This is a genomic window from Streptomyces sp. NPDC006365, assembly GCF_042870755.1.
Classification (GTDB): Bacteria; Actinomycetota; Actinomycetes; order Streptomycetales; family Streptomycetaceae; genus Streptomyces; species Streptomyces xiangluensis.
Genome location: NZ_JBIAHS010000002.1, coordinates 646,050 through 670,792 on the forward strand (window position 1 = coordinate 646,050; position 24,743 = coordinate 670,792).

A 24,743-nucleotide genomic window follows, 5' to 3' on the forward strand; every position below is an offset into this window, starting at 1 on the left:
CTCGCATAACCCCCCGTCGAGCCCCCCGCCGGACCGCCCTCCTCGCCGTCCCCGCGGCGATCCTGCTCGCGCTCGTCCCGAGCACGGCGTCCGCGTACCCGAACCCGGGCCGCGTCACCGGCGACATCGTCACCCATGACCCGACGATGATCCGCACATCGTCCGGCCAGTACCTGCTCTACGCCACCGGCGGCGGCATCTCCAGCAAGACGTCCGGTGACCGCATCGCCTTCAGGAACGGCAGCGACGCCTTCTCCAGCAGGCCGAGCTGGTGGCGAAACTACTCCTCCGTGCCGGAGGCCTGGGCGCCCGACATCTCGTACCACGGCGGCAAGTACCTGATGTACTACTCCGTCTCGTCCTTCGGCTCCCAGAACTCGGCGATCGGGCTGGCGACTTCGGCGACCGGCCGGCCGGGCAGCTGGACGGACCAGGGCATCGTCCACACCTCGAGCTCGTCGACCGACTACAACGCCATCGACCCGAACCTCTTCGTGAACGACGACGGCAAGTGGTGGCTGTCGTTCGGCAGTTGGTGGTCCGGGATCAAGATGATCCAGATCAATCCGTCGACCGGGAAGCAGCTGAGCTCCGACACCACCCGGTACTCGCTCGCCTCCCGCCCCACCGGCACGAAGGCCGTCGAGGCTCCGTACATCGTCAAACGGAACGGCTACTACTACCTGTTCGCCTCGTACGACACCTGCTGCGCAGGCACCAGCTCCACGTACAAGGTCAAGGTCGGCCGCGCCACCAGCGTCACCGGGCCGTACCGCGACAAGAACGGCGTCGCCATGATGAACAACGGCGGTACGCCCGTACTGGAGTCGCACGGCCGGTACATCGGCCCCGGCGGACAGTCGATCATGAACGACGCGGACGGCGACCTGATCGTCTACCACTACTACGACGGCCAGGACAACGGCACTCCCAAGCTCGGCGTCAACCTTCTGAACTGGAGCAGCGGATGGCCCGTCGCCTACTGACCCTGCTGGCGGCCCTGTTGCTCGCGCTGTCCCTCGGCCAGTCCTCCGCGAGCGCCGCCTCCTTCACGAACCCGGTCAAGGCGCAGAAGGGCGCCGACCCCTGGATCTCGTACCACAACGGCAACTACTACCTGGTGACGACGAGTTGGACGGACGCCATCACCATCCGCAAGTCGCCGACCCTGGCCGGTCTGTCGAGCGCGCCCAGCGTGCAGGTGTGGACGGGTGACGCGGCCTCGCGCTGCTGCAACATCTGGGCGCCGGAGCTGCACTTCCTGAACGGCCGCTGGTACCTGTACTACGTCGCGGGCCAGAACGTCTCCGACTACATCCCCACCCAGCGCACCCATGTCCTGGAGAGTGCCGGCTCGGACCCGATGGGGCCGTACACGTACAAGAACCAGCTGAACAGCGCCTGGATGCTCGACCCGAGCGTGGCGACCATCAACGGAAGCCTGTACCTGTTCGGCAGCGCGAGCGGCGGCGGTACGCAGAACCTGGTCGCCGCGCGGATGTCCAACCCGTACACGGTCAGCGGCTCCTTCACGACGATCTCCACGCCGACGCACGACTGGGAGCGGCAGGGCGGCACGGTCAACGAAGGGCCCGAGATCCTCCAGCGGAACGGGACGACACGGCTGATCTACTCGGCGAGCGGCTGCTGGACCCCCGACTACAAGCTGGGCCAGCTCACCCTCACCGGCTCCAACCCCCTGGCCGCCTCCTCCTGGACGAAGAAGTCCACGCCCGTCTTCCAGCGCAACGACGCGAACGGCGTCTATGGGCCCGGGCACCACGGCCACTTCAAGTCACCCGACGGCAGCGAGGACTGGATCGTCTACCACGCCAACGACCAAGCGAGCGAGGGCTGCGACAACGGGCGTACGGCGCGGGCGCAGAAGATCACCTGGAACTCGGACGGTTCGCCGAACCTCGGTACGCCGGTGAGGCTCGGTGCCTCGCTCGCCGGGCCCTCGGGGGAGCCGTCCGCCGCCTCGACGACGTACACGGTCGTCAACCGGAACAGCGGCAAGTGCCTTGATGTGGCGGGAAGTTCCAGCGCCGACGGAGCCAATGTGCAGCAGTGGGCGTGCAGCGGCGGGAACAATCAGCGCTGGCGTCTGGAGGACCTGGGCGATGACACGCACCGCCTGGTGAACGTCGCCAGTGGCAAGGTACTGGACACAGCGAACTGCTCCTCGGCCGACGGCGCCGACCTGCGCCAGTGGTCCTGGCTGAACAACACTTGCCAGCGATTCCGGTTCCACGCCACGAGCGGCGGCTACGTACGGATCGTCAACCAGGCCACCGGCAAGGTCGCCGACGTCGCCGACTGCTCCACCGCCGACGGAGGGGACGTACGGCAGTGGGCCTGGCTGAACAACAAATGCCAGCAGTGGCAGCTCAGGCCGACCTGAGCGATCCCACCACGGTGGGAGCCGTGGCCGGGAGGACATGGGACCCGCTGGCGAAGGTCCTGGGCGACGCGGCCCGATCCTCCCGGCCGGCGAAGGCCTCGTGCGGGAAAGCGAGGCCTCCGGGCAACCGGTCCGGCTCGTCGGTCAGCCGACCCGGTTGTTTGCGGGGGCGTCCGGCCAGGGCGTGCCGCGGGACGCGGCGGCGGCCGGCCAGCGCGTGGGCTGCGGCATCGGCTGCGGACCGGGCTGGGCGACCGGCGTCAGGCCGGGCTGTTGCTGCTGGGGCTGGCCCACGGGGGTCAGCCACGGTTCCTGCTGGGGCTGACCCGCGGCCACCGGGCTCAGTCCCGGCTGCTGCGGCTGGCCCGCGCCCACCGGGCTCAGACCGGCCTGCTGCTGGGCCTGAGCCATGGCGGTCATGGGCTGCTGCTGTGGCTGCTGACCTTGCTGCCCCTGACCCATGGCGCCCACAGCGGTCAGTAGTCCCTGCTGCTGCCGGCCCTGGGCCACCGGCGCCAGCTGCGGTTGCTGTTGCTGTTGCTGCTGGCCCTGCCCCTGGGCTGCGGCGGCGAGGCCCTGCACGCCCGAGCCGTTGGTGGAGCTGACGAGCCGGTCCACGGCCGCCGTACCCGAGCTGTAGTTGTTGTTTCCGCCCAGCTCGGGCACGGCGGCTCCCCTCCTGGACCCGTAGAGCACCGACTCCAGGCCGGACACCAGGCGACGCACATCCACCTGAGGCCGGACCACGAGCCGCAGGAAGCGACTGGACGAGCCGATCTTGTTGCCGCACTCGCGGACCAGGATCCGGTGCTCGGTGAGCAGCCGATCCCGGACCACGGTGCCCTCGGCGCCCACGGGGAGGCGCACGAAGAGGAAGTTGCCCTGGGACGGATACACCGTCAGCCCGGGCAGTTGGGACAGCTGGCGAGCCATGTCCAGGCGGTCACGGCGGACCTGGTGCAGGCTCTCCATGTACTCGGCGCCATGGTCCCGGAGCATGAACACCACGGTCTCCGCGAAGGAGTTGAGGTTCCACTTGGGCAGCATCGAGCGGATCTGGCCGGCCAGGGAGGGGTTGGCGACCATGTAGCCGAAGCGGATGCCGTGCAGGCCGAAGTTCTTGCCGAGGCTGCGCAGCACGATCACGTTGGGGCGCATCACCGCGTCCTCGACGACGCTCGGCTCGGCCTCCGCGTCGGCGAATTCCAGGAACGACTCGTCGATGACGATCAGGTCCAGATCGGCGAGGGCGTCGCAGAAGGCGTTGATCGTCTGGCGGGGCAGAAAGCCGCCGTCGGGGTTGTTCGGATTGCAGATGACGGCGACCCGGCTGCCCCGGGAGCGGATGAACTGGATGTACTGCGCCGGGTCGAGCGCGAAGCCGTTGCTCTCCTGGAGCGGGAACATGTCGACACGCTTACCGGTCTCCATGGGCTGGTCGGTCCAGCGGCCGAAGGTGGGGACGGGGATGGCCAGGGACTCGCGCACCAGCAAGTGGTCGATCCAGGTGATCAGTTCGGTCGACCCGTTGCCCATCGCGACGCACTGAGGGGGCAGTTGGAGCAGATTGCACAGCTCACCGGTGATGGTGTCGGCGCTGCTCGGGTAGAACGTGATGATGTCGCGCAGCCGGTGCGTCAGCTCTTCGAACATCGCCGGCGTCGGGAAGTACGGATTGCACGGGATGCAGAAGTCCAGCGGACCCGACTCCCCGCTCTCTCGTGCCAGCGCGGCCATTGACGGGCTGTGCGCGCCGGTGCGGAAAAGCGAGGTGACGTTGTCGGCCATGGACCCTCCGTCCGTGGGGGCGGCCCGCGCGGACATATGCGGGCCGTCCCCTTGTACGGACGAGGATGCTCCGGTGTTCAACTCTTGGGAAACATGGGGGCGATTGATTCTCCCCGGCATGTTTCAGCGGCCGAACGAGTGGACAGTCGCCGAGCGGTACGTCTGGCCTGGCCGGAGCGTGGTGGACGGGAACTCCGGCTTGTTCGGCGAGTCCGGGAAGTGCTGGGTCTCCAGGCACAGCGCGTCGCCCTGGCGGTAGATGGTGCCGCCGGTGCCGACGAGCGTCCCGTCGAGGAAGTTCCCGGAGTAGAACTGCAGGCCCGGCTCGGTCGTCGATATCTCCAGGGTGCGGCCGGAGTCCGGGTCGCGCAGCCTCGCGATGCGCTCGGGCGTCGCCGTGACGCCCTTGTCCAGGATCCAGTTGTGGTCGAAGCCCTTGGCGTACAGGAGCTGTTGGTGAGCCTCGCGGAGGTCCTCGCCGACGGTCTTCGTACGGCGGAAGTCGAAGGGGGTGCCCGTGACCTCGGCCGGCTCACCGGTGGGGATCAGGCCCGGGTCGACCGGCGTGTAGCGGGACGCGGCGATGTCCAGCTCGTGGCCGTGGACCGAGCCGTTGCCCTCGCCCGCCAGGTTCCAGTACACGTGGCTGGTGAGGTTGACGACCGTGGTCCTGTCGGTGGTGGCCTCGTAGTCGATGCGCCAGTCGCCCTGCCGGGTGAGGGTGTACGTGACCTTCGTCCTCAGCGTGCCGGGGTAGCCCATCTCGCCGTCGACGCTGGTGTGGTGGAGTACGAGGCCCAGGTCGGAGCCGGCGGTGAAGGGCTCGACGTCCCAGACACGCTTGTCGAAGCCGGTCGCTCCGCCGTGCAGGCTGTTCTCGTCGTCGTTGACGTCCAATTGGTACGTCTGGCCGTCCAGCGTGAATCTGCCCTCGGCCAGGCGGTTTCCGTACCGGCCGATCAGGGCGCCGAAGTACGGGCTGGAGGCGACGTAGTCCTCGATGGCGGCGAAGCCGAGGGACACGTTCGCGTAATGGCCGTGCCGGTCGGGGATCTCCAGGGACTGCACGATCCCGCCGTACGACAGGACCTTCAGTCGGGTGCCGCCGTTCTCCAGCGACCAGCGGTGGATCTCCGTCCCGTCGGTGAGCCTGCCGAAGAGCTCCTTCACCGTCCTGCCTCCTGTGGCGTGCGCACATGGGTACGGGGGCCCACAGGGGCCCCCGTACCGCGTACAGATGGATTTACGAACCGACCTTGCGCTTGTTCCACACGTCGAAGCCGACCGCTGCCAGCAGCACGACGCCCTTGATGACCTGCTGCCAGTCGGTGCCGACGCCGACGAGGTTCATGCCGTTGTTCAGCACGCCCAGGACGAGGCCGCCGATGATGGCGCCGAGGACCGTGCCGACGCCGCCGCTCATCGAGGCTCCGCCGATGAACGAGGCGGCGATCGCCTCGAGTTCGAAGTTGAGACCGGCCTTGGGCGAGGCCGCGTTGAAGCGGGCCGCGAAGACCATTCCCGCGAGGGCCGCCATCATGCCCATGTTCAGGAAGACCAGGAAGGTGACCTTCTTGTCCTTCACACCCGACAGCTTGGCCGCGGGCAGGTTGCCGCCGATCGCGTACACGTGGCGGCCGATGACGGCGTTGCGCATCACATAGCCGAAGCCGACGACCAGCACACCGAGGATCAGCAGCACCACCGGGGTGCCCTTGTAACTGGCGAGCAGCATCGTGACGGTGAGGATGGCGGCGACCAGCGCGACGAGCTTCAGGATGAAGAGCTTGGCCGGCGGCACGTCCAGGGCGAACTCCTGCTGGCGCTTGCGGTCGCGTACCTCCTGGAGCACCACGAACGCGATCAGCGCGAAGCCGAGCAGCAGGGTGAGGTTGTGGTAGTTCGTGTTCGGGCCGACCTCGGGCAGGAAGCCGTTCGCGACCTTCTGCAGCCCCTTCGGGAACGGGCCGATCGTCTGGCCCTCCAGGAAGATCTCGGTCAGACCGCGGAAGAGCAGCATTCCGGCAAGGGTGACGATGAAGGACGGTATCCCCAGATACGCGATGAAGAAGCCCTGCATCGCGCCCGCGGCCGCTCCCAGCGCCAGGCACATGACCACGGCCAGTGGCCAGGCGACGTCGTTGTTGACCATCAGCACCGCGGCGATCGAGCCGACGAACGCGGTGAGCGAGCCGACCGACAGGTCGATATGGCCCGCGATGATGACCAACATCATGCCGATCGCGAGGATCAGGATGTAGCTGTTCTGCAGCACCAGGTTGGAGACGTTGCGCGGCAGGAGCAGGTCGCCGTCGGTCCACACGGCGAACAGCGCCACGATAAGACCGAGGGCGATCAGCATGCCGTACTGCCGCATGTTGCGGCGCATGCCGTCCAGCATCAGCTTCAGCAGACCGTCGTCCGCAGCCGATCCGCTCTTGCCCGGCGGCGCGGCCGGGGTCTTGGCGGTCACATCCGTGCTCATCGTGTTACCTCTTTGTCCTTCGTCATCTGACGCATCAGCACTTCCTGCGAAGCCTCGGCCCGCGAGAACTCACCCGTCAGTCGTCCCGCGGCCATGGTGTAGATGCGGTCGCACATACCGAGCAGCTCGGGCAGCTCGGAGGAGATGAAGACGACCGCTTTGCCCTCGGCCGCCAATTTGTCGATGACCGTATAGATCTCGAACTTGGCACCCACGTCGATGCCTCGCGTCGGCTCGTCCAGGATCAGCACATCGGGACCCGCGAAGATCCACTTGCTGAGGACGACCTTCTGCTGATTGCCGCCGGACAACTTGCCCACCGGCTCGAAGACCGTCGGCGCCTTGATGTTCATGGACTTGCGGAAGCCCTCGGCGACCTGGCGCTCCTCGTGCTCGTCGACGACCCCGCGCTTCGAGACCTTGGTCAGGGCGCTCAGCGAGATGTTGCGGTTGATGGTGTCGATGAGGTTGAGCCCGTAGTGCTTGCGGTCCTCGGTGACGTACGCGATCCCGTGCTTGACCGCCTCCGGGACGGTCTTGGTACGGATCTCCTTGCCGTCCTTGAGGACCGTGCCGCCCGCGTACCGGCCGTACGTGCGCCCGAAGACACTCATCGCGAGCTCGGTACGGCCCGCGCCCATCAGTCCCGCGATCCCGACGATCTCCCCGCGCCGCACGGAGATCGACACGTCATCGACCACCTTGCGCTGCTGGTCGATCGGGTGGTGCGCGGTCCAGTTGCGGATCTCCAGGGCGGGCGCCGCACCCTCCTCCGGGTGATGCGGCGTCCGCTCCGGGAAGCGGTGTTCGAGGTCGCGGCCGACCATCCCGCTGATGATCCGGTCCTCGGTGGTCTCCTTGGCCTTCACGTCGAGCGTCTCGATGGAGCGCCCGTCGCGCAGGATCGTCACCGAGTCCGCGACCTTGCGGATCTCGTTCAGCTTGTGCGAGATGATGATCGAGGTGATGCCCTGCTTCTTCAACTCCAGGATGAGATCCAGGAGTTTGCCGCTGTCCTCGTCGTTCAGAGCCGCGGTCGGCTCGTCGAGGATGAGCAGCTTCACCTTCTTCGACAGCGCCTTCGCGATCTCGACGAGCTGCTGCTTGCCCACGCCGATGTCGGCGACGCGGGTGTCGGGGTGCTCGCCCAGTCCGACTCGCCGCATCAGCTCGGAGCCGTGCTTCAGCGTCTCGCTCCAGCTGATGAGCCCGCGCGTGGCGTGCTCGTTGCCGAGGAAGATGTTCTCTGCGATGGAGAGATACGGCACCAGGGCCAGTTCCTGGTGGATGATCACAATGCCGTGCTGCTCGCTCGCCCGGATGTCCTTGAAGTGGCAGACCTCTCCCTCGAAGAGGATCTCCCCTTCGTAACTGCCGTGCGGGTGGACGCCGGAGAGGACCTTCATCAAGGTCGACTTGCCGGCGCCGTTCTCCCCACAGATGGCGTGGACCTCGCCCTGCTGGACAGTCAATGTGACGTCCGACAGCGCTTTGACGCCGGGAAAGGTCTTGACGATCGAGCGCATTTCCAGGACGGGTCCCGCCATGGTCGTGCCTTCCAATCCTTGAGAAATGGCGGTTACTTCAGGTCACTTTCCTTGATGTAACCCGAGTCGACGACGACCGTCTGGTAGTTGGTCTTGTCGACGCTGACGGGCTCGAGCAGGAAGGCGGGCACGACCTTCGAACCGTTGTCATAGGTCTTGGTGTCGTTGACCTCGGGCTTCTTGTCGTTCAGCACGGAGTCGACCATGTTGGTGGCGACCTCGGCGAGCTGGCGGGTGTCCTTGTAGACGGTCTGCCGCTGCTCGTCCGCGATGATCGACTTCACCGAGGCGACCTCGGCGTCCTGGCCGGTGACGATCGGCAGCGGCTTGGCCTTGGAGCCGTAGTCGTCGGACTTCAGCGCCGAGAGGATGCCGATGGAGATGCCGTCGTAGGGCGAGAGCACCGCGTCGACGCGCTCCTTCTTGTACGCGGCGGTCAGCAGGTCGTCCATGCGCTTCTGGGCGGTGCCACCGTCCCAGCGCAGAGTCGTGACCTGGTTCAGCTTGGTCTGGCCCGACCTGACCACCAGCTGCTTCTTGTCGATGTACGGCTGCAGGACGTTCATCGCGCCCTGGAAGAAGTACTTGGTGTTGTTGTCGTCGTTCGAGCCCGCGAACAGCTCGATGTTGAACGGGCCCTTCTTGCTGCCGTCCTTCAGACCGAGCTTCTCTACGATGTAGCCGCCCTGGAGCTCGCCGACCTTCTCGTTGTCGAAGGAGGCGTAGTAGTCGACGTTCTCGCTGCCGAGGATCAGACGGTCGTAGGAGATCACCGGGATGTCGGCGTCGGCGGCCTGCTGGAGGACGTTGTCGAGCGACTTGTTGTCGATCGCCGCGACGATCAGCGCGCTGACGCCCTGGGTGATCAGGTTCTCGATCTGTGAGACCTGCTGGTCCGGGTCGTCCTCACCGTAGACCAGCTTCGTCTTGTAGCCCTTGGCCTTCAGGCCCTTCTCGACGTTGGCGCCGTCGGCGATCCAACGCTCGGAGGACTTGGTGGGCATGGCGATCCCGACCGTGGAGCCCTTGGCGTCGCCCTTGGTGTCCTCGCTGCCACCCTCACTGCTCTGGCCGCATGCGGAGAGGGTGAGGGCGAGGGAGGAGGCCGCGGCTATGGCAGCGAGGGCACTTCTGCGGTTGCGCATGATCATTATCCTTGATGTGTGAGGGTGCGCCGGATCTGACGAGGCTGTCGGATTGTGTGCGGCTGCGTGAGCTTTTGTGAAGGGGGTTTGTCCGGAACGTTATGAGGGAATTTCGAATCGGTTCAGTTTGCCGGGCAGCCTCGAGCCCAGCGGCGCCATGTCGCCGTCCGCTCCGTGCCGCGCGAGCAGGTCGAGAGCCAGCCGTCCGCGCCGCACCCGCTCCTTGGCCGTGCTCAATGTCAGGTCTCGCATGTGAGCACCGTACGGGTAGATTCCGGGGGCCTTGGACAGGCCGAACTTCAGGTAGAGCGGTGCGCCGCGCCGGATCAGCTCGGCGACCTCGTACATCCGCACATAGCCGCCCAGATCGTCCGGGGCCTCGATGTACATGTCCATGGGGGCCGCGCTGACCCGGCGGATCTCCGTGAGATGGTCCAGGGTCAGATCGCTGGGCACATTGAGCGAGTCCCCGCCGAGCTGCTCGTACACGGCGTACGCGGCCGGGTTGACCGGGCCGATCAGCGCGGAGACCTTGAGCGTCGTGTCGGCCGGGATGATCCCGGCGGCACGCGCCCGGTGCAACGTCCACAGCACGCCCTCGTCAGCCACGAGGAGGCACTTTACGCCCAACTCCGTTGCGCGGACGGCGTCCTCGACGCATCCGGCCACCGCATCCTGTCCGCGGGCGCGCAGACCGGCGCCACGGGAGTCGGTACGGGTCGAGCCGCCGATGTCCCAGGTGCCGCGCGGGCCCGTGAACAGACAGAGCTCGATGTCGCGCTCGGCGGTGGCCTCGACCATCTCGGTGATCTCGGCGTCGGTCAGCATCCAGATGCCGCTGCCCTGGCTGATCCGGTGGATCGGGACATCGAGGCGCGAGGACTCCTTGAGGACCACGGCCAGCGCCTCGGGCCCCTCGCACGAGGGGATCTCGGTGCGCCAGCGGCCGCCTCCGGGGAAGGTGTGCGGTGAGGCGTCGGCGGGATCGGGAGCGGGCGTACCCAGGCCGAGCGCGGCGAGCGCCGGCTCACCGGGTCGTCGGGCTGCCGTGGCGGAAGGGTCGGTCACAAGCTGTCCTTCGTGTTCGAAGTTTCGGACATGGTTCGTGTCGGTTGGGAGCACGCCGGTACGGAGTGTCAGGGTCTCCGTACCGGCGTGCGGCTCGTGGGGCGGTGCGGGCGCCACGTGGACTATGGCTTGATCAGCACCTTGCCGACCTTCGGGTCGCCGGAGCCGACGAGCTCGATGGCGTGCGCGAACTCCTCCAGCGGCAGCTCGTGGGTGACCAGGGGCAGCGGGTTGAGCAGACCGGCACCGAACACCCGCACCGTGTGCGACCAGGCCTCCGGAGGCGCCCCGAACACGGTGTGCACCTCCAGCTGCCGTACGACAAGATCGGTGGGGTCGAGCCCGTCGGCACCCGGAGCCGGGATACCGGTCAGGACGAGCCGTCCGCCTCGTCTGAGCAGAGCGGCGGCGGTGCGCGCCGCGTCCGCGGACCCGGCTGTCTCGATGACGACGTCGAAGTCGTCGGGGAGCTGCTCGTCCTTCGTACGGAAGTCCGTGGCGCCGAAGTCCTTGGAGAGGGTCGCGCGGTCCGGGCGGGTGCCGACCACGAGCAGCTCGGCCGGGGAGCCGGCCTTCAGGAACTGCACGGCGAACATCCCGAGCGTCCCGGTGCCGACGACGGCCACCTTCTCGCCCGGCAGGGCGTTCGCCTTGAGCGCGGCGGCGGCAATGCAGGCGGCCGGCTCCAGCAGGGCGGCGGCGGTCAGGTCCGCGTCGTCGGAGAGGACGTGGAGCAGCCGTGCCGGGAGCGTCAGCGTGGCCGCCATCGCGCCGGGCTGTGTGAAGCCCGTCTCCTCGTACCCGGCGGAGCACAGGGTCGTCTCGCCCGCGTGGCAGCGGTCGCAGACCTGGCAGTTGCGGAAGCCCTCGCCCACGACCTTGCGGCCGACGAGCGACGCCGGAACCCCGGAGCCGACCGCCTCGACCGTCCCGGACCACTCGTGACCGGGCGTGAGCGGATAACGGACGTACCCCTCGGGCCGGTTGCCCTGGTACACCTCACGGTCACTGCCGCAGATGCCGCTCGCGTGGACCCGTACGAGGGCCTCCCCGGCGCCCGGAGCGACCGGCTCGTGCGGCGCCAGCCGGTGCTCGCCCGGCGCCTCGATGACGACCGCGGTGCTGCTCACTGAGACCCCTTCGGCTTGCGCTGCTCCCAGCCGTCCGCCCACAGGTCGAAGCGGGCCTGCTGCTGCGGGAACTCGGCCGCGGCGTCCGTGTCCAGCTCGACGCCGAGGCCGGGGGCGTCGGAGAGGTGGAAGTACCCGTCCACGACCTGGGGCGCGCCCTTGACGACCTTCTTGATCTCCGCGTCCGCGAAGTCGTTGAAGTGCTCGAGGATCTTGAAGTTCGGGGAGCTGAAGCCGACTTGGAGGGAGGCGGCGGTCAGGACCGGGCCACCCACGTTGTGCGGGGCGACAAGCATGTAGTGGGTCTCGGCGGTCGCGGCCAGCTTCCGCGTCTCCCAGATGCCGCCGATGTGGCCGACGTCGGGCTGGATGATGTCCACGGCCTGGCTCTCGAAGAGCTCGCGGAACTCGATGCGGTCGTGGATGCGCTCACCGGTCGCGACCGGCATGTCCACCTTGGCCGCCACCTTCTCCAGGGCCTTGAGGTTCTCCGGCGGAACCGGCTCCTCCAGCCATGCCGGCTTGAAGGGCGCGAGCTCCTTGGCGAGCCGCACGGCGGTGGCGGGGGAGAAGCGGCCGTGCATCTCCAGCATCAGCTCGGAGTCGGGCCCGATCGCGTCGCGTACGGCCTCGATGAGCGAGACGGAGTAGAGGGTCGCCTCGTGGTCCAGCTCGAAGTGACCGGTGCCGAAGGGGTCGATCTTGAGGGCCTTGTAGCCGCGCGCCACGACCTCCTGCGCGGCCTTGTGGTACGCCTCCGGGGTCCGCTCCGTGGTGTACCAGCCGTTGGCGTACGCCTTGACCTTGTCGGTGACCTTGCCGCCCAGCAGCTGCCAGACGGGGACACCGAGGGCCTTGCCCTTGATGTCCCAGCAGGCCATCTCGATCACCGCGATACCGGACATCACGATCTCGCCGGCCCGCCCGTAGTCGCCGTACTTCATGCGCTTGACGAGGTCCTCGACAGCGAACGGGTCCGAGCCGAGAATGTGGTTGGCCTCTGCCTCGTGCAGATAACCGAGCAGCGCGTCGGTATGGCCCAGCATGCGTGTCTCACCGACTCCGGTGAGCCCTTCGTCGGTGTGCACCTGGACGTAGGTCAGGTTCCGCCACGGCGTCCCTACCACGTGCGTGCTGATTCCCGTGATGCGCACTGCAGATGCTCCCTGTGCTCGGCGGCTCTGTTCGATATTTCGTCACACGTTCGAAATGCTGTCGCGACAGTAAGGATCCGGCGGTCGGAGTGTCAATGGGTCGAGCGGTCGAACGCATAACGGTTTTGACGCGAAGGAGATGAGATGGCGGGGAATGGTGTGGGCTGTCCTTGCATCGGCATGCCTGAACAGGCCACCCCCTACACAACTTTCACAGCTGCCCCTAGGAACGTTACCTGTCCGGAACCTAGTCTTCCGGCGTCATGGACTACTGCCACCCGTGCCAACGGCACCTCAACGGCGCCCTCGCCTGCCCGGGGTGCGGCACACCGGCCGAAGCCTGCCGGGCGTATGCCGAGTCGCTGGCCGCTCCACACGCGCGGGAGGGGGCGGATGCCGGGGCGGGTGACGACGGATACGACGACTCCGATCCCGACGGGTCCGAGGAGTCCTCGGCTGCCGCTGGACGCCGGTCCCGGAGCCGGTCCCGTCGTGGGGTGCCGGGCACCCGGCGGGACAGGCGGGCCGCGCTGCACCGGCGTCGCCGGCAGCGGGCCCTGCTGATCGGGGCGGGGCTGCTGCTCGCCGCGGGCGGGCTGGGTCTGGCGGAGGTGGGCAGGGAGTCGCCGTCGGCGGAACCGAACACCGCCAGGGACGACGAGGGCTCGGGTTCGCGGACGTCGAAGGACGGGTCGTCGGGCTCGTCGGAGGGCGGGGCGGCGGGCTCCGCCGCGACGGACACGCGGTCGCCGGAAGCGTCGCCTTCTCCCTCGCCATCGAAGACGCCGAAGGGCAAGGACGCAGACAAGACCAAGAAGCCCTCGCCTACGCAGACGTCTGAGGACCCCACGCCCGAGGCCCCGGCCCCGACCACCGCCCCGTCGGACCCCGACACGCCGGATCCCCGCCCGACGACGAAGCCTCCGTCCCCGGAGCCGACGCCTTCGGAGACGTGCAGGCAGGTCTTGTTCTGGTGCTCGTAGCTTCGCGCGCCGGTCCTGCCCGTCCTGCCGGCCGGAACTGAGAAGTCCGGGCCGGCCCCAGCGGGCCGGCCCGGACTTCGTACTCAGGTCGGACTCAGAATGACCGGAGCGATGAGCCGAGATCAGACCACGTCGAACCGGTCCAGGTTCATGACCTTGTCCCACGCCTCGACGAAGTCCTTCACGAACTTCGCCTTCGCGTCATCGCTCGCGTAGACCTCGGCGAGCGCACGCAGCTCGGAGTTCGAGCCGAAGACGAGGTCGGCACGGGTGCCCGTCCACTTGACCTCGCCGGTGGCGGCATCGCGCCCCTCGAACGTGGTCTGGTCGGCGGACGTCGACTTCCAGGTCGTACCCAGGTCGAGCAGGTTGACGAAGAAGTCGTTCGTCAGCTTGCCGGGCGTCTCGGTGAGCACGCCGAGCTGCGACTGCTGGTGGTTCGCGCCCAGGACACGCAGGCCACCGACGAGGGCCGTCATCTCGGGAGCGCTCAGGGTGAGCAGGTTCGCCCTGTCGAGCAGCAGGTACTCGGCCGGCAGGCGGTTGCCCTTGCCCTGGTAGTTGCGGAAGCCGTCGGCGAAGGGCTCCAGCGCGGCGAAGGACTCCGCGTCGGTGTGCTCCTCCGTCGCGTCGACACGACCCGGGGTGAAGGGCACCTCGATGTCGTGGCCCGCGTCCTTGGCGGCCTTCTCCACGGCCGCCGAGCCGCCGAGCACGATCAGGTCGGCCAGAGAGACCTTCTTGGCGCCGGAGCCGTTGAACTCCTGCTGGATGCCCTCGAGCGTGCGCAGGACCGTCGCGAGCTGGTCGGGGTCGTTGGCCTCCCAGCTGCGCTGCGGCTCCAGGCGGATGCGCGCACCGTTGGCACCGCCGCGCTTGTCGCTGCCGCGGAACGTCGAGGCCGACGCCCACGCGGTGCTGACCAGCTGCGAGACGGTCAGGCCCGAGTCGAGGAGCTTGGCCTTGAGGGACGCGATGTCCGCGGCGTCGATGGCCTCACCCTCCGCCTCCGGCAGCGGGTCCTGCCACAGCAGGGTCTCCTCCGGGACCTCCGGGCCGAGGTACAGCGACTTCGGGCCCATGTCGCGGTGGGTCAGCTTGTACCAGGCGCGGGCGAAGGCGTCCGCGAACTGCTCGGGGTTCTCGTAGAAGCGGCGCGCGATCGGCTCGTAGATCGGGTCGAAGCGCAGCGACAGGTCGGTGGTGAGCATCGTCGGGAGCTTCGTCTTCGACGCGTCGTGCGCGTCGGGGATGATCGCCTCGGCGTTCTTCGCCACCCACTGGTTCGCGCCGGCCGGGCTCTGGGTGAGCTCGTACTCGTACTCGAAGAGGTTCTTGAAGAAGTTGTTGCTCCACTGCGTGGGCGTCTCGGTCCACGTCACCTCCAGGCCGGAGGTGATGGCGTCGCCGCCCTTGCCGGTGCCGTAGGTGCTCTTCCAGCCCAGGCCCTGCTCCTCCATGGAGGCGGCCTCGGGGTCGTTGCCGACGGCGTCCGCCGGGCCCGCACCGTGGGTCTTGCCGAAGGTGTGACCGCCCGCGATCAGGGCGACCGTCTCCTCGTCGTTCATCGCCATCCGGCGGAACGTCTCACGGATGTCACGCGCCGCGGCGATCGGGTCCGGGTTGCCGTTCGGGCCCTCCGGGTTGACGTAGATGAGGCCCATCTGGACGGCGCCGAGGGGGTTCTCCAGCTCGCGGTCACCGCTGTAGCGCTGGTCGTCGAGCCAGGTGGTCTCGGGGCCCCAGTACACGTCCTCCTCGGGCTCCCAGACGTCCTCACGGCCGCCGGCGAAGCCGAAGGTCTCGAAGCCCATCTGCTCCAGGGCGACGTTGCCGGTGAGGATCATGAGGTCGGCCCAGGAGATGTTCTGGCCGTACTTCTTCTTGACCGGCCACAGCAGACGGCGCGCCTTGTCCAGGTTGCCGTTGTCCGGCCAGCTGTTGAGCGGGGCGAAGCGCTGCTGCCCGGCGCCGGCGCCGCCACGGCCGTCGCTGATCCGGTAGGTGCCGGCGCTGTGCCAGGCCATACGGATCATCAGCGGGCCGTAGTTGCCGAAGTCGGCGGGCCACCAGTCCTGCGAGGTGGCGAGCACCTCGGCGATGTCCTGTTTCACCGCCGCCAGGTCGAGGTTCTTGAACGCCTCGGCGTAGTCGAACTCCTCGCCCAGCGGGTTCGCCACGGCGGGGTTCTTGGCAAGGATCTTCAGGTTGAGCCGCTCAGGCCACCACTGGCGGTTGCCGCCACCCTGCGTCGGGTGCAGGGCACGCCCGTGCGCGACCGGGCAGCCGCCCGCGCCCTCCGCCTTGGGATCGGTGACGATTGCGTCGGGGTTCTCGGCCATGGGGGAAATCCTTCCGAACTACTAGTGATCACGGTGCTCAGGTACCGCGGGGGTGGAACAGTCGGGGCACAGGCCCCAGTAGATGACCTCGGCCTCGTCGATGGCGAAGCCGCGGTCGTCGGATGCGGCAAGGCAGGGAGCGTGGCCGACCGCGCAGTCGACGTCGGCGAGGACGCCGCACGACCGGCACACGAGGTGGTGATGGTTGTCCCCGACTCGCCCCTCGAACCGGGCCGGGCTGCCGGGCGGTTCGATGCGGCGTACGAGGCCCGCTGCGACCAGTGCGTGCAGGCCCTCGTACACGGCCTGCAGGGAGACCTGGCCCACACGCTCGCGCACCCCGGAGGCGATCGCCTCGACTCCGAGATGGTCACCGCGGCGGACAGTCTCCAGCAACGCGACACGGCCGGCCGTCACCCGCAGGCCGACACCGCGCAGCTCATCGGCGGTGGTCGCAGGCTGGGAGGTGGTCATGCGCCCAACCTACCCCTACAAACACGAATGGTTCAAGAAAAAGAATGGTTCTAATTTTGGGGAGTGTCGGACGGTGCTCTCGGGTGCGTCACGGTTCGGGCAGCGCGCACAAAAGGGGCGCGGGGCTGTATCGGTTTTGCGGCTCCGTCGCGTGGGTGCGAGGGGCCACGACGGACCCGCAGCCGCCCGCGGCCCCCAACTTCCCGCTCCCGTAGGCGCCCTGCCTCAGGACGCAGTCCCGAGCATCCGCAGCAGCAGGTCCCGCAAAGCCAGCCGCTCATCCCGCGACAACTCGGCCAGCGGCTCACGCGCGAAGTGCAGCGAGTCGCGAAGTCCCCGGGCGACCCGTCGCCCCTCATCCGTCACCGCCGCCAGCTTCACGCGCCGGTCACCCGGATCGGGTCGCCGCTCGACCAGCCCGCGCGACTCCAGCCGGTCCACTATCCCGGTCACATTCGACGGCTCGCACTTGAGCTTCTGTGCCAGCCGCCGCATGGGCAGGGGCTCCAGCGAGAGCAGGCTCAGCAACCGCGCCTGTGCTCCCGTCAGCGCATGCTCGGCGGCAGCGTCGTCGTACTCCTCGTGGTAGCGGGCCACCACCGTGCCGATGAGATCGACGACCTCCAGGGTCAGGGCGTCGGGGCGGGTCTTCTGGGGAGCTGCCATGGACTCCAGCGTACTCCCATTACTTGACAACCTGAAATATTTGGGAGCATGCTTGTTTCAGGTACTGAAGTAAATGGAAAGGCTCTCATGATCAACCGCGAATGGCACCTTCTCAGCCGCCCCGTCGGCTGGCCCAGGCCCGAGGATTTCGCCCTCGTCGAGACCGAGGTCGAGCAGCCGGGCCCGGGCCAGGTGCTGGTGCGCAACCAGTACCTGAGCGTGGACCCGTACATGCGCGGCCGTATGAACGCCGCGAAGTCGTACGTCGCGCCCTATGAACTCGGCAAGCCCATGCAGGGCGGCGCGGTCGGCGAGGTCGTCGCCTCCAACGCCGAGGGCATCGCGGTCGGCGACCACGTCCTGCACTTCCTCGGCTGGCGGGAGTACGCCGTCGTGGACGCCAAGCAGGCCGTCAAGGTGGACCCGAAGGCGGCGCCGCTGAGCACGTACCTCGGTGTGCTCGGCATGACGGGCCTGACCGCGTACGCGGGTCTGCTGCGCGTCGGCGCCTTCAAGGAGGGCGACGCGGTCTTCGTCTCCGGCGCGGCCGGGGCGGTCGGCAGCCAGGTCGGCCAGATCGCCAAGCTCAAGGGCGCCTCGCGGGTCATCGGCTCCGCCGGCTCCGACGAGAAGGTCAAGCTCCTCGTCGACGAGTACGGCTTCGACGCCGCCTTCAACTACAAGAACGGCCCGGTCTGGGAGCAGCTCAAGGAGGCCGCCCCGGACGGCATCGACGTCTACTTCGACAACGTCGGCGGAGAGCACCTGGAGGCCGCGATCGGCGCGCTCAACCTGCGGGGCCGGGCCGTGATCTGCGGCATGATCTCCCAGTACAACGCGACCGAGCCGACTCCCGGCCCGCGCAACATGGTCAAGATCCTTCAGAACCGGCTCCGCGTCGAGGGCGTCCTCGTCGGCGACCACTACGACCTTCAGGCCGAGTTCGTCCAGGAGGTCGGCCCCTGGGTCGCCTCCGGCGCCCTCAAGTACCGCGAGACCGTCGTCGAGGGCATCGAGAACAACCTGGAGGCGTTCCTCGGCGTCCTGCGCGGCGACAACACCGGGAAGATGATCGTCAAGCTCTGACGACTGCCGGCCTCCTGGGCCGACAAGGGAGAGGCCGCACCCGCCGGCATGGGTGCGGCCTCTTCTGTGCGTACGGCTTCTCGTGCGTACGGCGAGCGTCGTCGAGCCGTCGGCGGACGGCGTTAACAACGTTGTCCAAGTCCCCTGCACGCCAAGGGACTTGCCCACCCACATCGATTTACGGCCATGAGGGGCCGACGTCAATACCTCGTGGCCGGGGCTTTCGCCTCGGAGGGGCTCCGCTGTCGCAGTCGGCCGCCGCCTCAAGCCCCCTCGCCTGCCGTGTTATTCAACCGTGACGCCTTCTCCTTGCAGCCCTCTTGACCGCCATGGATTGTTAGCGCTCACAATGACGTCCGCATCAACCGGTCGGCGTTCGTCGTCGGCCAACGGTGTTCAACGGCATCCAAGGAGGTGTGGCCGTGACACAAGCACAGCTTCGGCCGCCCACCATGGCGGATGTCGCACGACTGGCAGGGGTGTCCCACCAGACCGTGTCCCGCGTGCTGGGGGATCACCCCAACGTGCGGGACGAGACCCGGGCCAAAGTGCTGCGCGCGATCGACGAGATGGGCTACCGCCGTAACTTCTCCGCACGGGCACTGGCGACCCGGCGCACCCGGACCCTGGGTGTGGTCGCCTCCAACACCACGCTCTACGGGCCGGCCAGCACGTTGTTCGCGCTGGAGGAAGCGGCTCGCGCCGAGGGGTACCTCGTCTCGACGGTCAGTCTGCGCAGGCTGACGGTGGAGACGCTGTCCGAGGCCCTGGACCGCCTCAGTGAGGGCGGGGTGGAAGGCGTCATCGCCATCGCCCCGCAGCGGTCGGCGGTCGAGGCCCTCGCCGAACTCCGCTACCCCTTCCCGGTGGTGGCGGTGGGCACCGGGTCCGGCGCCGAGGTCCCCAGCGTCAACGTGGACCAGCAGCTGGGCGCTCGGCTGGCCACCGGTCATCTGCTGGCCGCCGGCCACCGCAGGGTCTGGCATCTCGCCGGGCCCGAGGACTGGCAGGAGGCGGCGGACCGGACCGCCGGCTGGCGGGCGACCCTCGACGAGGCGGGCGTCGAACCGCCACTGCCTCTCAGGGGTGACTGGAGTCCGCTGTCGGGCTACCGTGCCGGCCAGGAACTGGCCGGCTGGGTGGGCCGCGGGCTGACCGCAGTCTTCGTCGCCAACGACCAGATGGCACTGGGGGTGTTGCGGGCCCTGCGTGAGGCGGGTGTGAGAACTCCCCAGGACGTGGCGGTGGTCGGCTTCGACGACATTCCGGAGTCGGAGTTCTTCGCCCCTCCACTCACCACCGTCCGGCAGGACTTCTCGACGGTCGGCGAGCGGAGCATCGCCCTGCTCCTCGATCTCATGGAGGGCCGGGCCCCTTCCGGGACAGCCCGGATCGCCATCGAACCCCAACTCGTCGTCCGCGCCAGTACCTTTCCGTACGGCCCTCAACCTCCGTACGCCCTCCATGCGGAGGGCGCTCCAGACTGACGCGGCGGCAACCGGTCGCCCTGTACATGCCAGCGTGACCGGAATTTCGAACAATGATCGACAGGCTGGACGTAGTGCGGCCGGCCGTTCCACCGAGTACCAGCGAGTCCCTCGCCGGGCCGGCACTTCAAAGGAGAAGACATGCTCAACAGAAGGAACTTCCTCACCGCGGCGGTCGGCGTGGCGGCCGCGGGCGGCCTGGCGGCCTGCGCCAAGGAGGACGAGAGCTCCTCGAGTTCCTCCGCCGGCGGCAGCGGCGGCAAGAAGCTCACCCTCGGCTTCTCCCAGGTCGGCTCGGAGAGCGGCTGGCGCTCCGCCAACACCGACTCGGTGAAGAGCGCGGCCAAGGAGGCGGGCTACACGCTCAAGTTCTCCGACGCGCAGCAGAAGCAGGAGAACCAGATCTCCGCGATCCGCAGCTTCATCGCCCAGAAGGTGGACGTCATAGCCTTCTCGCCGGTGGTCGTCACCGGCTGGGACGCGGTGCTCAAGGAGGCCAAGGCCAAGAAGATCCCGGTCGTCCTCACCGACCGTTCCGTCGAGACCTCCGACGAGTCCCTGTTCGTCACGCTGGTCGGCTCGGACTTCACGGACGAGGGCCGGCGCGCGGCCAAGATCCTGGAGAAGGTCCTCGAGAAGGCCGGTCACAAGGGCCCCGTGAAGATCGCTCAGCTGGAGGGCACCACCGGTGCCGCCCCCGCGATCGAGCGTGCCAAGGGCTTCAAGGAGGTCATGGACGCGGACCACAAGGACGACTGGAAGATCGTCGTCAGCCAGACCGGTGACTTCACCCGCGCCGGCGGCAAGCAGGTCATGGCGGCCTTCCTGCAGTCCAACCCGGACATCGACGTGCTGTTCGCGCACAACGACGACATGGGCATCGGCGCCATCCAGGCCATCGAGGCGGCCGGCAAGAAGCCCGGCAAGGACATCCTGATCGTCACGGTCGACGGCGTGAAGGACGGCTTCGTCGCGATGTCCGAGGGCAAGATCAACGCCATCGTCGAGTGCAACCCGCTGCTCGGCCCTCAGCTGATGGAGGTCGTGCAGAAGGTCAAGGACGGCGAGACGGTCGAGCGCTGGATCAAGACCAAGGAGAGCGACTTCATGCAGGACCAGGCCAAGGAAGTGCTCCCGAGCCGCAAGTACTGACCGACCGCACCCACCGGCAGGGAGCCTCCGCCCGACCGAGCCCTCCGTCCAGAGGGCTGTCCAGGGGGCTCCCTGCGGGCCTGAACGAAATTCATGAGGAGCGCTGCCATGGCAGAGCCGCAGCCCGTCCTGGAGATGACGGGCATAGTCAAAGAGTTTCCGGGGGTACGGGCTCTGTCGGGTGTCGACTTCCGGCTCTTCCCCGGCGAGATCCACGCCCTGATGGGCGAGAACGGGGCCGGGAAGTCCACCCTCATCAAGGTGCTGACCGGCGTCTACTCGCTGGACGGCGGCACGATCACCCTCGACGGGCAGTCCGTGCAGATCGACAGCCCGCTGCAGGCGCAGCAGGCCGGCATCAGCACGGTCTACCAGGAGGTGAACCTCTGCCCCAACCTGTCGGTGGCGGAGAACATCTTCATCGGACGTGAACCCACCCGCGCGGGCCGCATCCAGTGGAAGCGCATGCGCAAGGAGGCGGCGGAGCTGGTCGACCGGCTCGGCCTCGACATCGACGTCACCGCGCCCCTGTCCTCGTACCCGCTGGCCGTGCAGCAACTGGTCGCGATCGTACGGTCGGTGGGCACCGGCGACAGCGACGGCGAGGGTTCCGGCACCAAGGTGCTGGTCCTGGACGAGCCGACCTCCAGCCTCGACCGCGACGAAGTCCTCGAACTGTTCCGCCTGATGCGGCAGTTGAGGGACGAAGGCGTCGCGATCCTCTTCGTCTCCCACTTCCTCGACCAGATCTACGAGATCTGCGACCGGATGACCGTTCTGCGCAACGGCGCTCTCGTCGGCGAACACATGGTGAGCGAGCTCGACCAGGTCGGACTGATCCAGCTCATGATCGGCAAGGCCCTGGGCCAGCTCGAGGGCCTCCACGAGCACCAGCTGCGCTCCGAAGTCGGTGAGACGCTGGTCCAGGCGGACGGCCTCGGCAGGACGGGTGGCATCGCCCCCTTCGACCTGGAGATCAAGGAAGGCGAGGTCCTCGGACTCGCCGGCCTGCTCGGCTCGGGCCGCACCGAACTCGCCCGGCTTCTCTTCGGCGCCGACCAGCCCGACAGCGGCAAGGTGTCCATCGGCGGCAAGCAGGTCTCGATGAGCGCCCCGAACGACGCGATCGGCGCGGGTGTCGCCTTCTGCTCCGAGAACCGCAAGAGCGAAGGTCTCGTACCCGATCTGACAGTGCGCGAGAACATCATCCTCGCCCTCCAGGCGGCCCGCGGCTGGACCCGGCCCATCCCCGCCTCACAGCGTGACGAACTCGTCGCCAAGTACATCAAGGCGCTGGACATCCGCCCCGCCAACCCGGAGGCCCGCGTCGGCCTGCTCAGCGGCGGCAACCAGCAGAAGGTACTGCTCGCCCGCTGGCTGATCACCCAGCCGAAGCTGCTGATTCTCGACGAACCGACGCGCGGCATCGACGTCGGAGCGAAGGCGGAGATCCAGAAGCTCGTCGTCTCACTCTCCGAAGAGGGCATGTCCGTGCTGTACATCGCGGCCGAGCTGGAGGAGGTACTCCGGCTCAGTCACACCATCGGAGTCCTCCGCGATCGCCGGCTGGTCGCGCAGATCGCCAACGGGCCCGAGATCACTCCCAGCCGGATCCTGGAGACCATCGCGAGCGGAGAGCACCAGTGACCACCACCCCCCGATGGCGAGCGCTGACGCACCACCACCTGTTCTGGCCGATCGCGGTCCTGGTCGTGCTGCTGCTCGTCAACGTTCCCTTTACGCCTGACTTCTTCTCGATCCGCATGACGAACGGCCACCTCCACGGCAGCCTCGTCTCGATCGTGCTGTTCGGCTCGCCCCTCATCCTGGTGGCGGTCGGCATGACCCTGGTCATCGCCACCGGCGGCATCGACCTCTCCGTCGGCGCCGTGGTCGCCATCACCGGGGCCCTGACCTGTTCGTACATCAGCGACCAGTCCGATCAGAGCGCCCTGTCCGGGGTGTTCCTCGCCCTGGGCATCGGACTGCTGGCCGCGGTCGTCTGCGGACTGTGGAACGGCTTCCTGGTCGCCAGGATGGGCATCCAGCCGATCATCGCCACGCTGATCATCATGGTCGCCGGACGCGGGGTCGCCCAGCTGGTCACCGACGGCCAGATCATCACCATCAACAGCGAGCCGTACAAGCTCATCGGCGGCGGCTACTGGCTGACGCTGCCCTTCTCCATCTTCGTGGTCGCGGCGGTCGTCGCCATCACCGTGGTGCTGACCCGCAGGACGGCGCTCGGCCTGCTCGTGGAGTCGGTCGGCGGCAATGCGGAGGCCAGCCGCCTGGTGGGCATCCGCTCCCGGCGCATCAAGATCATGGTGTACGTGTTCTGCGCGCTGTGCGCGGGCATCGCGGGCCTGATGATCAGCTCCAACACCTCGGCCGCGGACGGCAACAACGCCGGCCTGTGGATCGAACTCGACGCGATCCTCGCCGTGGTGATCGGCGGCACCTCTCTGCTGGGCGGCCGGTTCTCCATCGGCGGCACGGTGATCGGCGCCCTCGTCATCCAGACCCTGACCACCACGATCTACACCATCGGCGTGCCGACCCAGACCAACCTGGTCTTCAAGGCCGCCGTCGTCATCGTCGTCTGCCTGCTGCAGTCCCCGAAGTTCCGCGCCAAGGCCTTCGGCGGCAGGTTCGGAAACAAGCCCGGTGCGAAGGGCGGCGCCGGTCAGCCCGCCGTGGTACCGGTGCAGACCGCCAAGGCGACCGAGGCCGCTCCCAAGATGGAGGTGTCGTGATGAGCACGACCACGACCACCAAGCGTCCCCCGGCCCCGGACAGCCGTACTCCGTCCAAGGCCGCGCAGCTGCTCGGCGACCGGCGGCTGCCCGTCCTGGTGACGGCCGGTCTCTTCCTCGCGATGTACGTGGCGGGCCTGAGCCGGTACCAGAACTACGGGTTCGGCGAACCACAGGTCTTCATGAACCTGTTCATCGACAACGGCTATCTGCTGGTCGCCGCCGTCGGGGTCACCTTCGTCATCCTGTCCGGCGGCATCGACCTGTCCGTGGGCTCCGTGATCGGCTTCACGACCATGTTCACGGCATGGCTGGTGGAGCGTCAGGGCCTGCCGATCCTGATCGTCATCCCCATGGCGCTGGCCGTGGGCGCCTTCGGTGGCTTCCTGATGGGCTATGTGATCCACAACTTCGAGATCCAGCCCTTCATCGTGACCCTGGCCGGCCTCTTCCTCTTCCGGGGCCTGTGCCTGGTCATCAGCAAGGAGTCCATCTCCATCGGCGACGCCTCGGTCAGCAGCATGGCCCAGGCGCAGGTGAACCTGGGGATGGGCTTCCTGTCGATCGGCGCGATCGTCGCGCTGGTCGTCCTCGCCGTGGCGTTCTACGTCCTGCACTACACGCGCTTCGGACGCCGGGTGTACGCCGTCGGCGGCAACGAACAGTCGGCCATGCTGATGGGCCTTCCGCAGGGCGGCACGAAGATCGCCGTCTACACGATCAGCGGCTTCTGCTCGGCGCTCGCCGGACTGCTGTTCACCCTCTACATCCAGTCCGGTGACCCGCTGCACGCCACGGGCATGGAACTTGACGCGATCGCCGCGGTCGTCATCGGCGGCACGCTGCTCACGGGTGGCTCCGGCTATGTGATCGGCACCCTGTTCGGCGTGCTGGTACTGGGCCTGATCAAGAGCATCATCCAGTTCGAGGGCACGCTCAGCTCCTGGTGGACGAAGATCGCCACCGGTGTGCTGCTGTGCGCCTTCATCCTGATCCAGCGGGCGATGACGGCTCGTAAGAAGACCTGACCCGGAGGTACGGTCCGGTCGGCGACCGGACCGTACCTCCCGCCATCA

At 67.9% G+C, this 24,743-nt stretch carries 20 protein-coding genes; 9 read left to right on the forward strand and 11 right to left on the reverse strand.

Translation table 11 applies throughout. The features are described 5' to 3' along the window. The first annotated feature begins 5 nt into the window (after positions 1-5). The gene (locus tag ACFYO0_RS08025; protein WP_388672764.1) at positions 6-986 is read left to right on the forward strand and encodes an arabinan endo-1,5-alpha-L-arabinosidase; all 981 of its coding nucleotides are present in this window, start codon (positions 6-8) and stop codon (positions 984-986) included. Next, entirely contained in the window at positions 968-2,404 is a 1,437-nt protein-coding gene (locus ACFYO0_RS08030; protein ID WP_388672366.1) for a family 43 glycosylhydrolase, read from the forward strand. The genes ACFYO0_RS08025 and ACFYO0_RS08030 overlap by 19 nt, the downstream gene beginning before the upstream one ends. A 144-nt stretch (positions 2,405-2,548) precedes the next feature. On the opposite strand, the gene ACFYO0_RS08035 is transcribed toward ACFYO0_RS08030, so the two are convergent. The 8 genes from ACFYO0_RS08035 to ACFYO0_RS08070 form a co-directional block, all read right to left on the reverse strand. Then, a complete protein-coding gene (locus ACFYO0_RS08035; RefSeq protein WP_388672369.1) occupies positions 2,549-4,192 on the reverse strand; it encodes a pyridoxal phosphate-dependent aminotransferase in 1,644 nt (547 codons plus the stop codon). Positions 4,193-4,315: 123 nt separating this feature from the next. Continuing rightward, positions 4,316-5,431, reverse strand: coding sequence for an aldose epimerase family protein (locus ACFYO0_RS08040; protein WP_388672766.1), 1,116 nt, complete (start codon positions 5,429-5,431; stop codon positions 4,316-4,318). A 4-nt stretch (positions 5,432-5,435) separates the two neighbouring features. Beyond that, complete coding sequence (mmsB, locus tag ACFYO0_RS08045) at positions 5,436-6,677, reverse strand: multiple monosaccharide ABC transporter permease (protein WP_388672372.1); 1,242 nt, start codon at positions 6,675-6,677, stop codon at positions 5,436-5,438. Next, the gene (gene mmsA / locus ACFYO0_RS08050; RefSeq protein WP_388672375.1) at positions 6,674-8,224 is read right to left on the reverse strand and encodes a multiple monosaccharide ABC transporter ATP-binding protein; all 1,551 of its coding nucleotides are present in this window, start codon (positions 8,222-8,224) and stop codon (positions 6,674-6,676) included. The genes mmsB and mmsA overlap by 4 nt, the downstream gene beginning before the upstream one ends. Before the next feature lie 32 nt (positions 8,225-8,256). Further along, positions 8,257-9,369: a multiple monosaccharide ABC transporter substrate-binding protein gene (gene chvE, locus ACFYO0_RS08055; protein WP_388672378.1), complete on the reverse strand. Its 1,113-nt coding sequence runs from the start codon at positions 9,367-9,369 to the stop codon at positions 8,257-8,259. 99 nt (positions 9,370-9,468) lie between these two features. Continuing rightward, the gene (locus ACFYO0_RS08060) at positions 9,469-10,437 is read right to left on the reverse strand and encodes a hypothetical protein (protein ID WP_388672381.1); all 969 of its coding nucleotides are present in this window, start codon (positions 10,435-10,437) and stop codon (positions 9,469-9,471) included. A gap of 122 nt (positions 10,438-10,559) precedes the next feature. Then, a complete protein-coding gene (locus ACFYO0_RS08065) occupies positions 10,560-11,567 on the reverse strand; it encodes a zinc-binding dehydrogenase (protein WP_388672384.1) in 1,008 nt (335 codons plus the stop codon). After that, complete coding sequence (locus tag ACFYO0_RS08070; RefSeq protein WP_388672387.1) at positions 11,564-12,721, reverse strand: mandelate racemase/muconate lactonizing enzyme family protein; 1,158 nt, start codon at positions 12,719-12,721, stop codon at positions 11,564-11,566. The genes ACFYO0_RS08065 and ACFYO0_RS08070 overlap by 4 nt, the downstream gene beginning before the upstream one ends. Before the next feature lie 263 nt (positions 12,722-12,984). Here ACFYO0_RS08070 and ACFYO0_RS08075 point away from each other — a divergent pair, with 263 nt between their 5' ends. Further along, positions 12,985-13,704: a hypothetical protein gene (locus ACFYO0_RS08075; protein WP_388672390.1), complete on the forward strand. Its 720-nt coding sequence runs from the start codon at positions 12,985-12,987 to the stop codon at positions 13,702-13,704. Positions 13,705-13,826: 122 nt separating this feature from the next. Here ACFYO0_RS08075 and katG read toward each other — a convergent pair whose 3' ends face one another. The 3 genes from katG to ACFYO0_RS08090 form a co-directional block, all read right to left on the reverse strand. Next, positions 13,827-16,046 carry a catalase/peroxidase HPI gene (gene katG / locus ACFYO0_RS08080; protein WP_388672393.1) on the reverse strand — a complete coding sequence of 740 codons (2,220 nt, stop codon included), beginning with the start codon at positions 16,044-16,046 and terminating at the stop codon, positions 13,827-13,829. A gap of 21 nt (positions 16,047-16,067) precedes the next feature. After that, the gene (locus ACFYO0_RS08085) at positions 16,068-16,520 is read right to left on the reverse strand and encodes a Fur family transcriptional regulator (protein WP_386348242.1); all 453 of its coding nucleotides are present in this window, start codon (positions 16,518-16,520) and stop codon (positions 16,068-16,070) included. A gap of 225 nt (positions 16,521-16,745) precedes the next feature. Continuing rightward, positions 16,746-17,186 (reverse strand): MarR family winged helix-turn-helix transcriptional regulator, encoded by a 441-nt coding sequence (locus tag ACFYO0_RS08090; protein ID WP_388672397.1) that lies wholly within the window; start codon positions 17,184-17,186, stop codon positions 16,746-16,748. Between the two features lie 87 nt (positions 17,187-17,273). On the opposite strand from ACFYO0_RS08090, the gene ACFYO0_RS08095 reads away from it, so the two are divergent. The 6 genes from ACFYO0_RS08095 (at position 17,274) to yjfF (ending at position 24,695) form a co-directional block, all read left to right on the forward strand. Then, on the forward strand, positions 17,274-18,272 hold the full coding sequence (locus ACFYO0_RS08095) for an NADP-dependent oxidoreductase (RefSeq protein WP_388672400.1): 999 nt from the start codon (positions 17,274-17,276) through the stop codon (positions 18,270-18,272). A gap of 422 nt (positions 18,273-18,694) precedes the next feature. Continuing rightward, complete coding sequence (locus tag ACFYO0_RS08100; protein ID WP_388672403.1) at positions 18,695-19,759, forward strand: LacI family DNA-binding transcriptional regulator; 1,065 nt, start codon at positions 18,695-18,697, stop codon at positions 19,757-19,759. 141 nt (positions 19,760-19,900) lie between these two features. Next, on the forward strand, positions 19,901-20,911 hold the full coding sequence (locus tag ACFYO0_RS08105; protein WP_388672406.1) for an ABC transporter substrate-binding protein: 1,011 nt from the start codon (positions 19,901-19,903) through the stop codon (positions 20,909-20,911). Positions 20,912-21,019: 108 nt separating this feature from the next. Continuing rightward, complete coding sequence (locus ACFYO0_RS08110; RefSeq protein ID WP_388672409.1) at positions 21,020-22,558, forward strand: sugar ABC transporter ATP-binding protein; 1,539 nt, start codon at positions 21,020-21,022, stop codon at positions 22,556-22,558. Beyond that, a complete protein-coding gene (locus ACFYO0_RS08115; protein WP_388672412.1) occupies positions 22,555-23,667 on the forward strand; it encodes an ABC transporter permease in 1,113 nt (370 codons plus the stop codon). The genes ACFYO0_RS08110 and ACFYO0_RS08115 overlap by 4 nt, the downstream gene beginning before the upstream one ends. Continuing rightward, complete coding sequence (gene yjfF / locus ACFYO0_RS08120) at positions 23,667-24,695, forward strand: galactofuranose ABC transporter, permease protein YjfF (protein ID WP_388672415.1); 1,029 nt, start codon at positions 23,667-23,669, stop codon at positions 24,693-24,695. Before ACFYO0_RS08115 ends, yjfF begins: the two co-directional genes overlap by 1 nt. Positions 24,696-24,743: the final 48 nt, after the last annotated feature.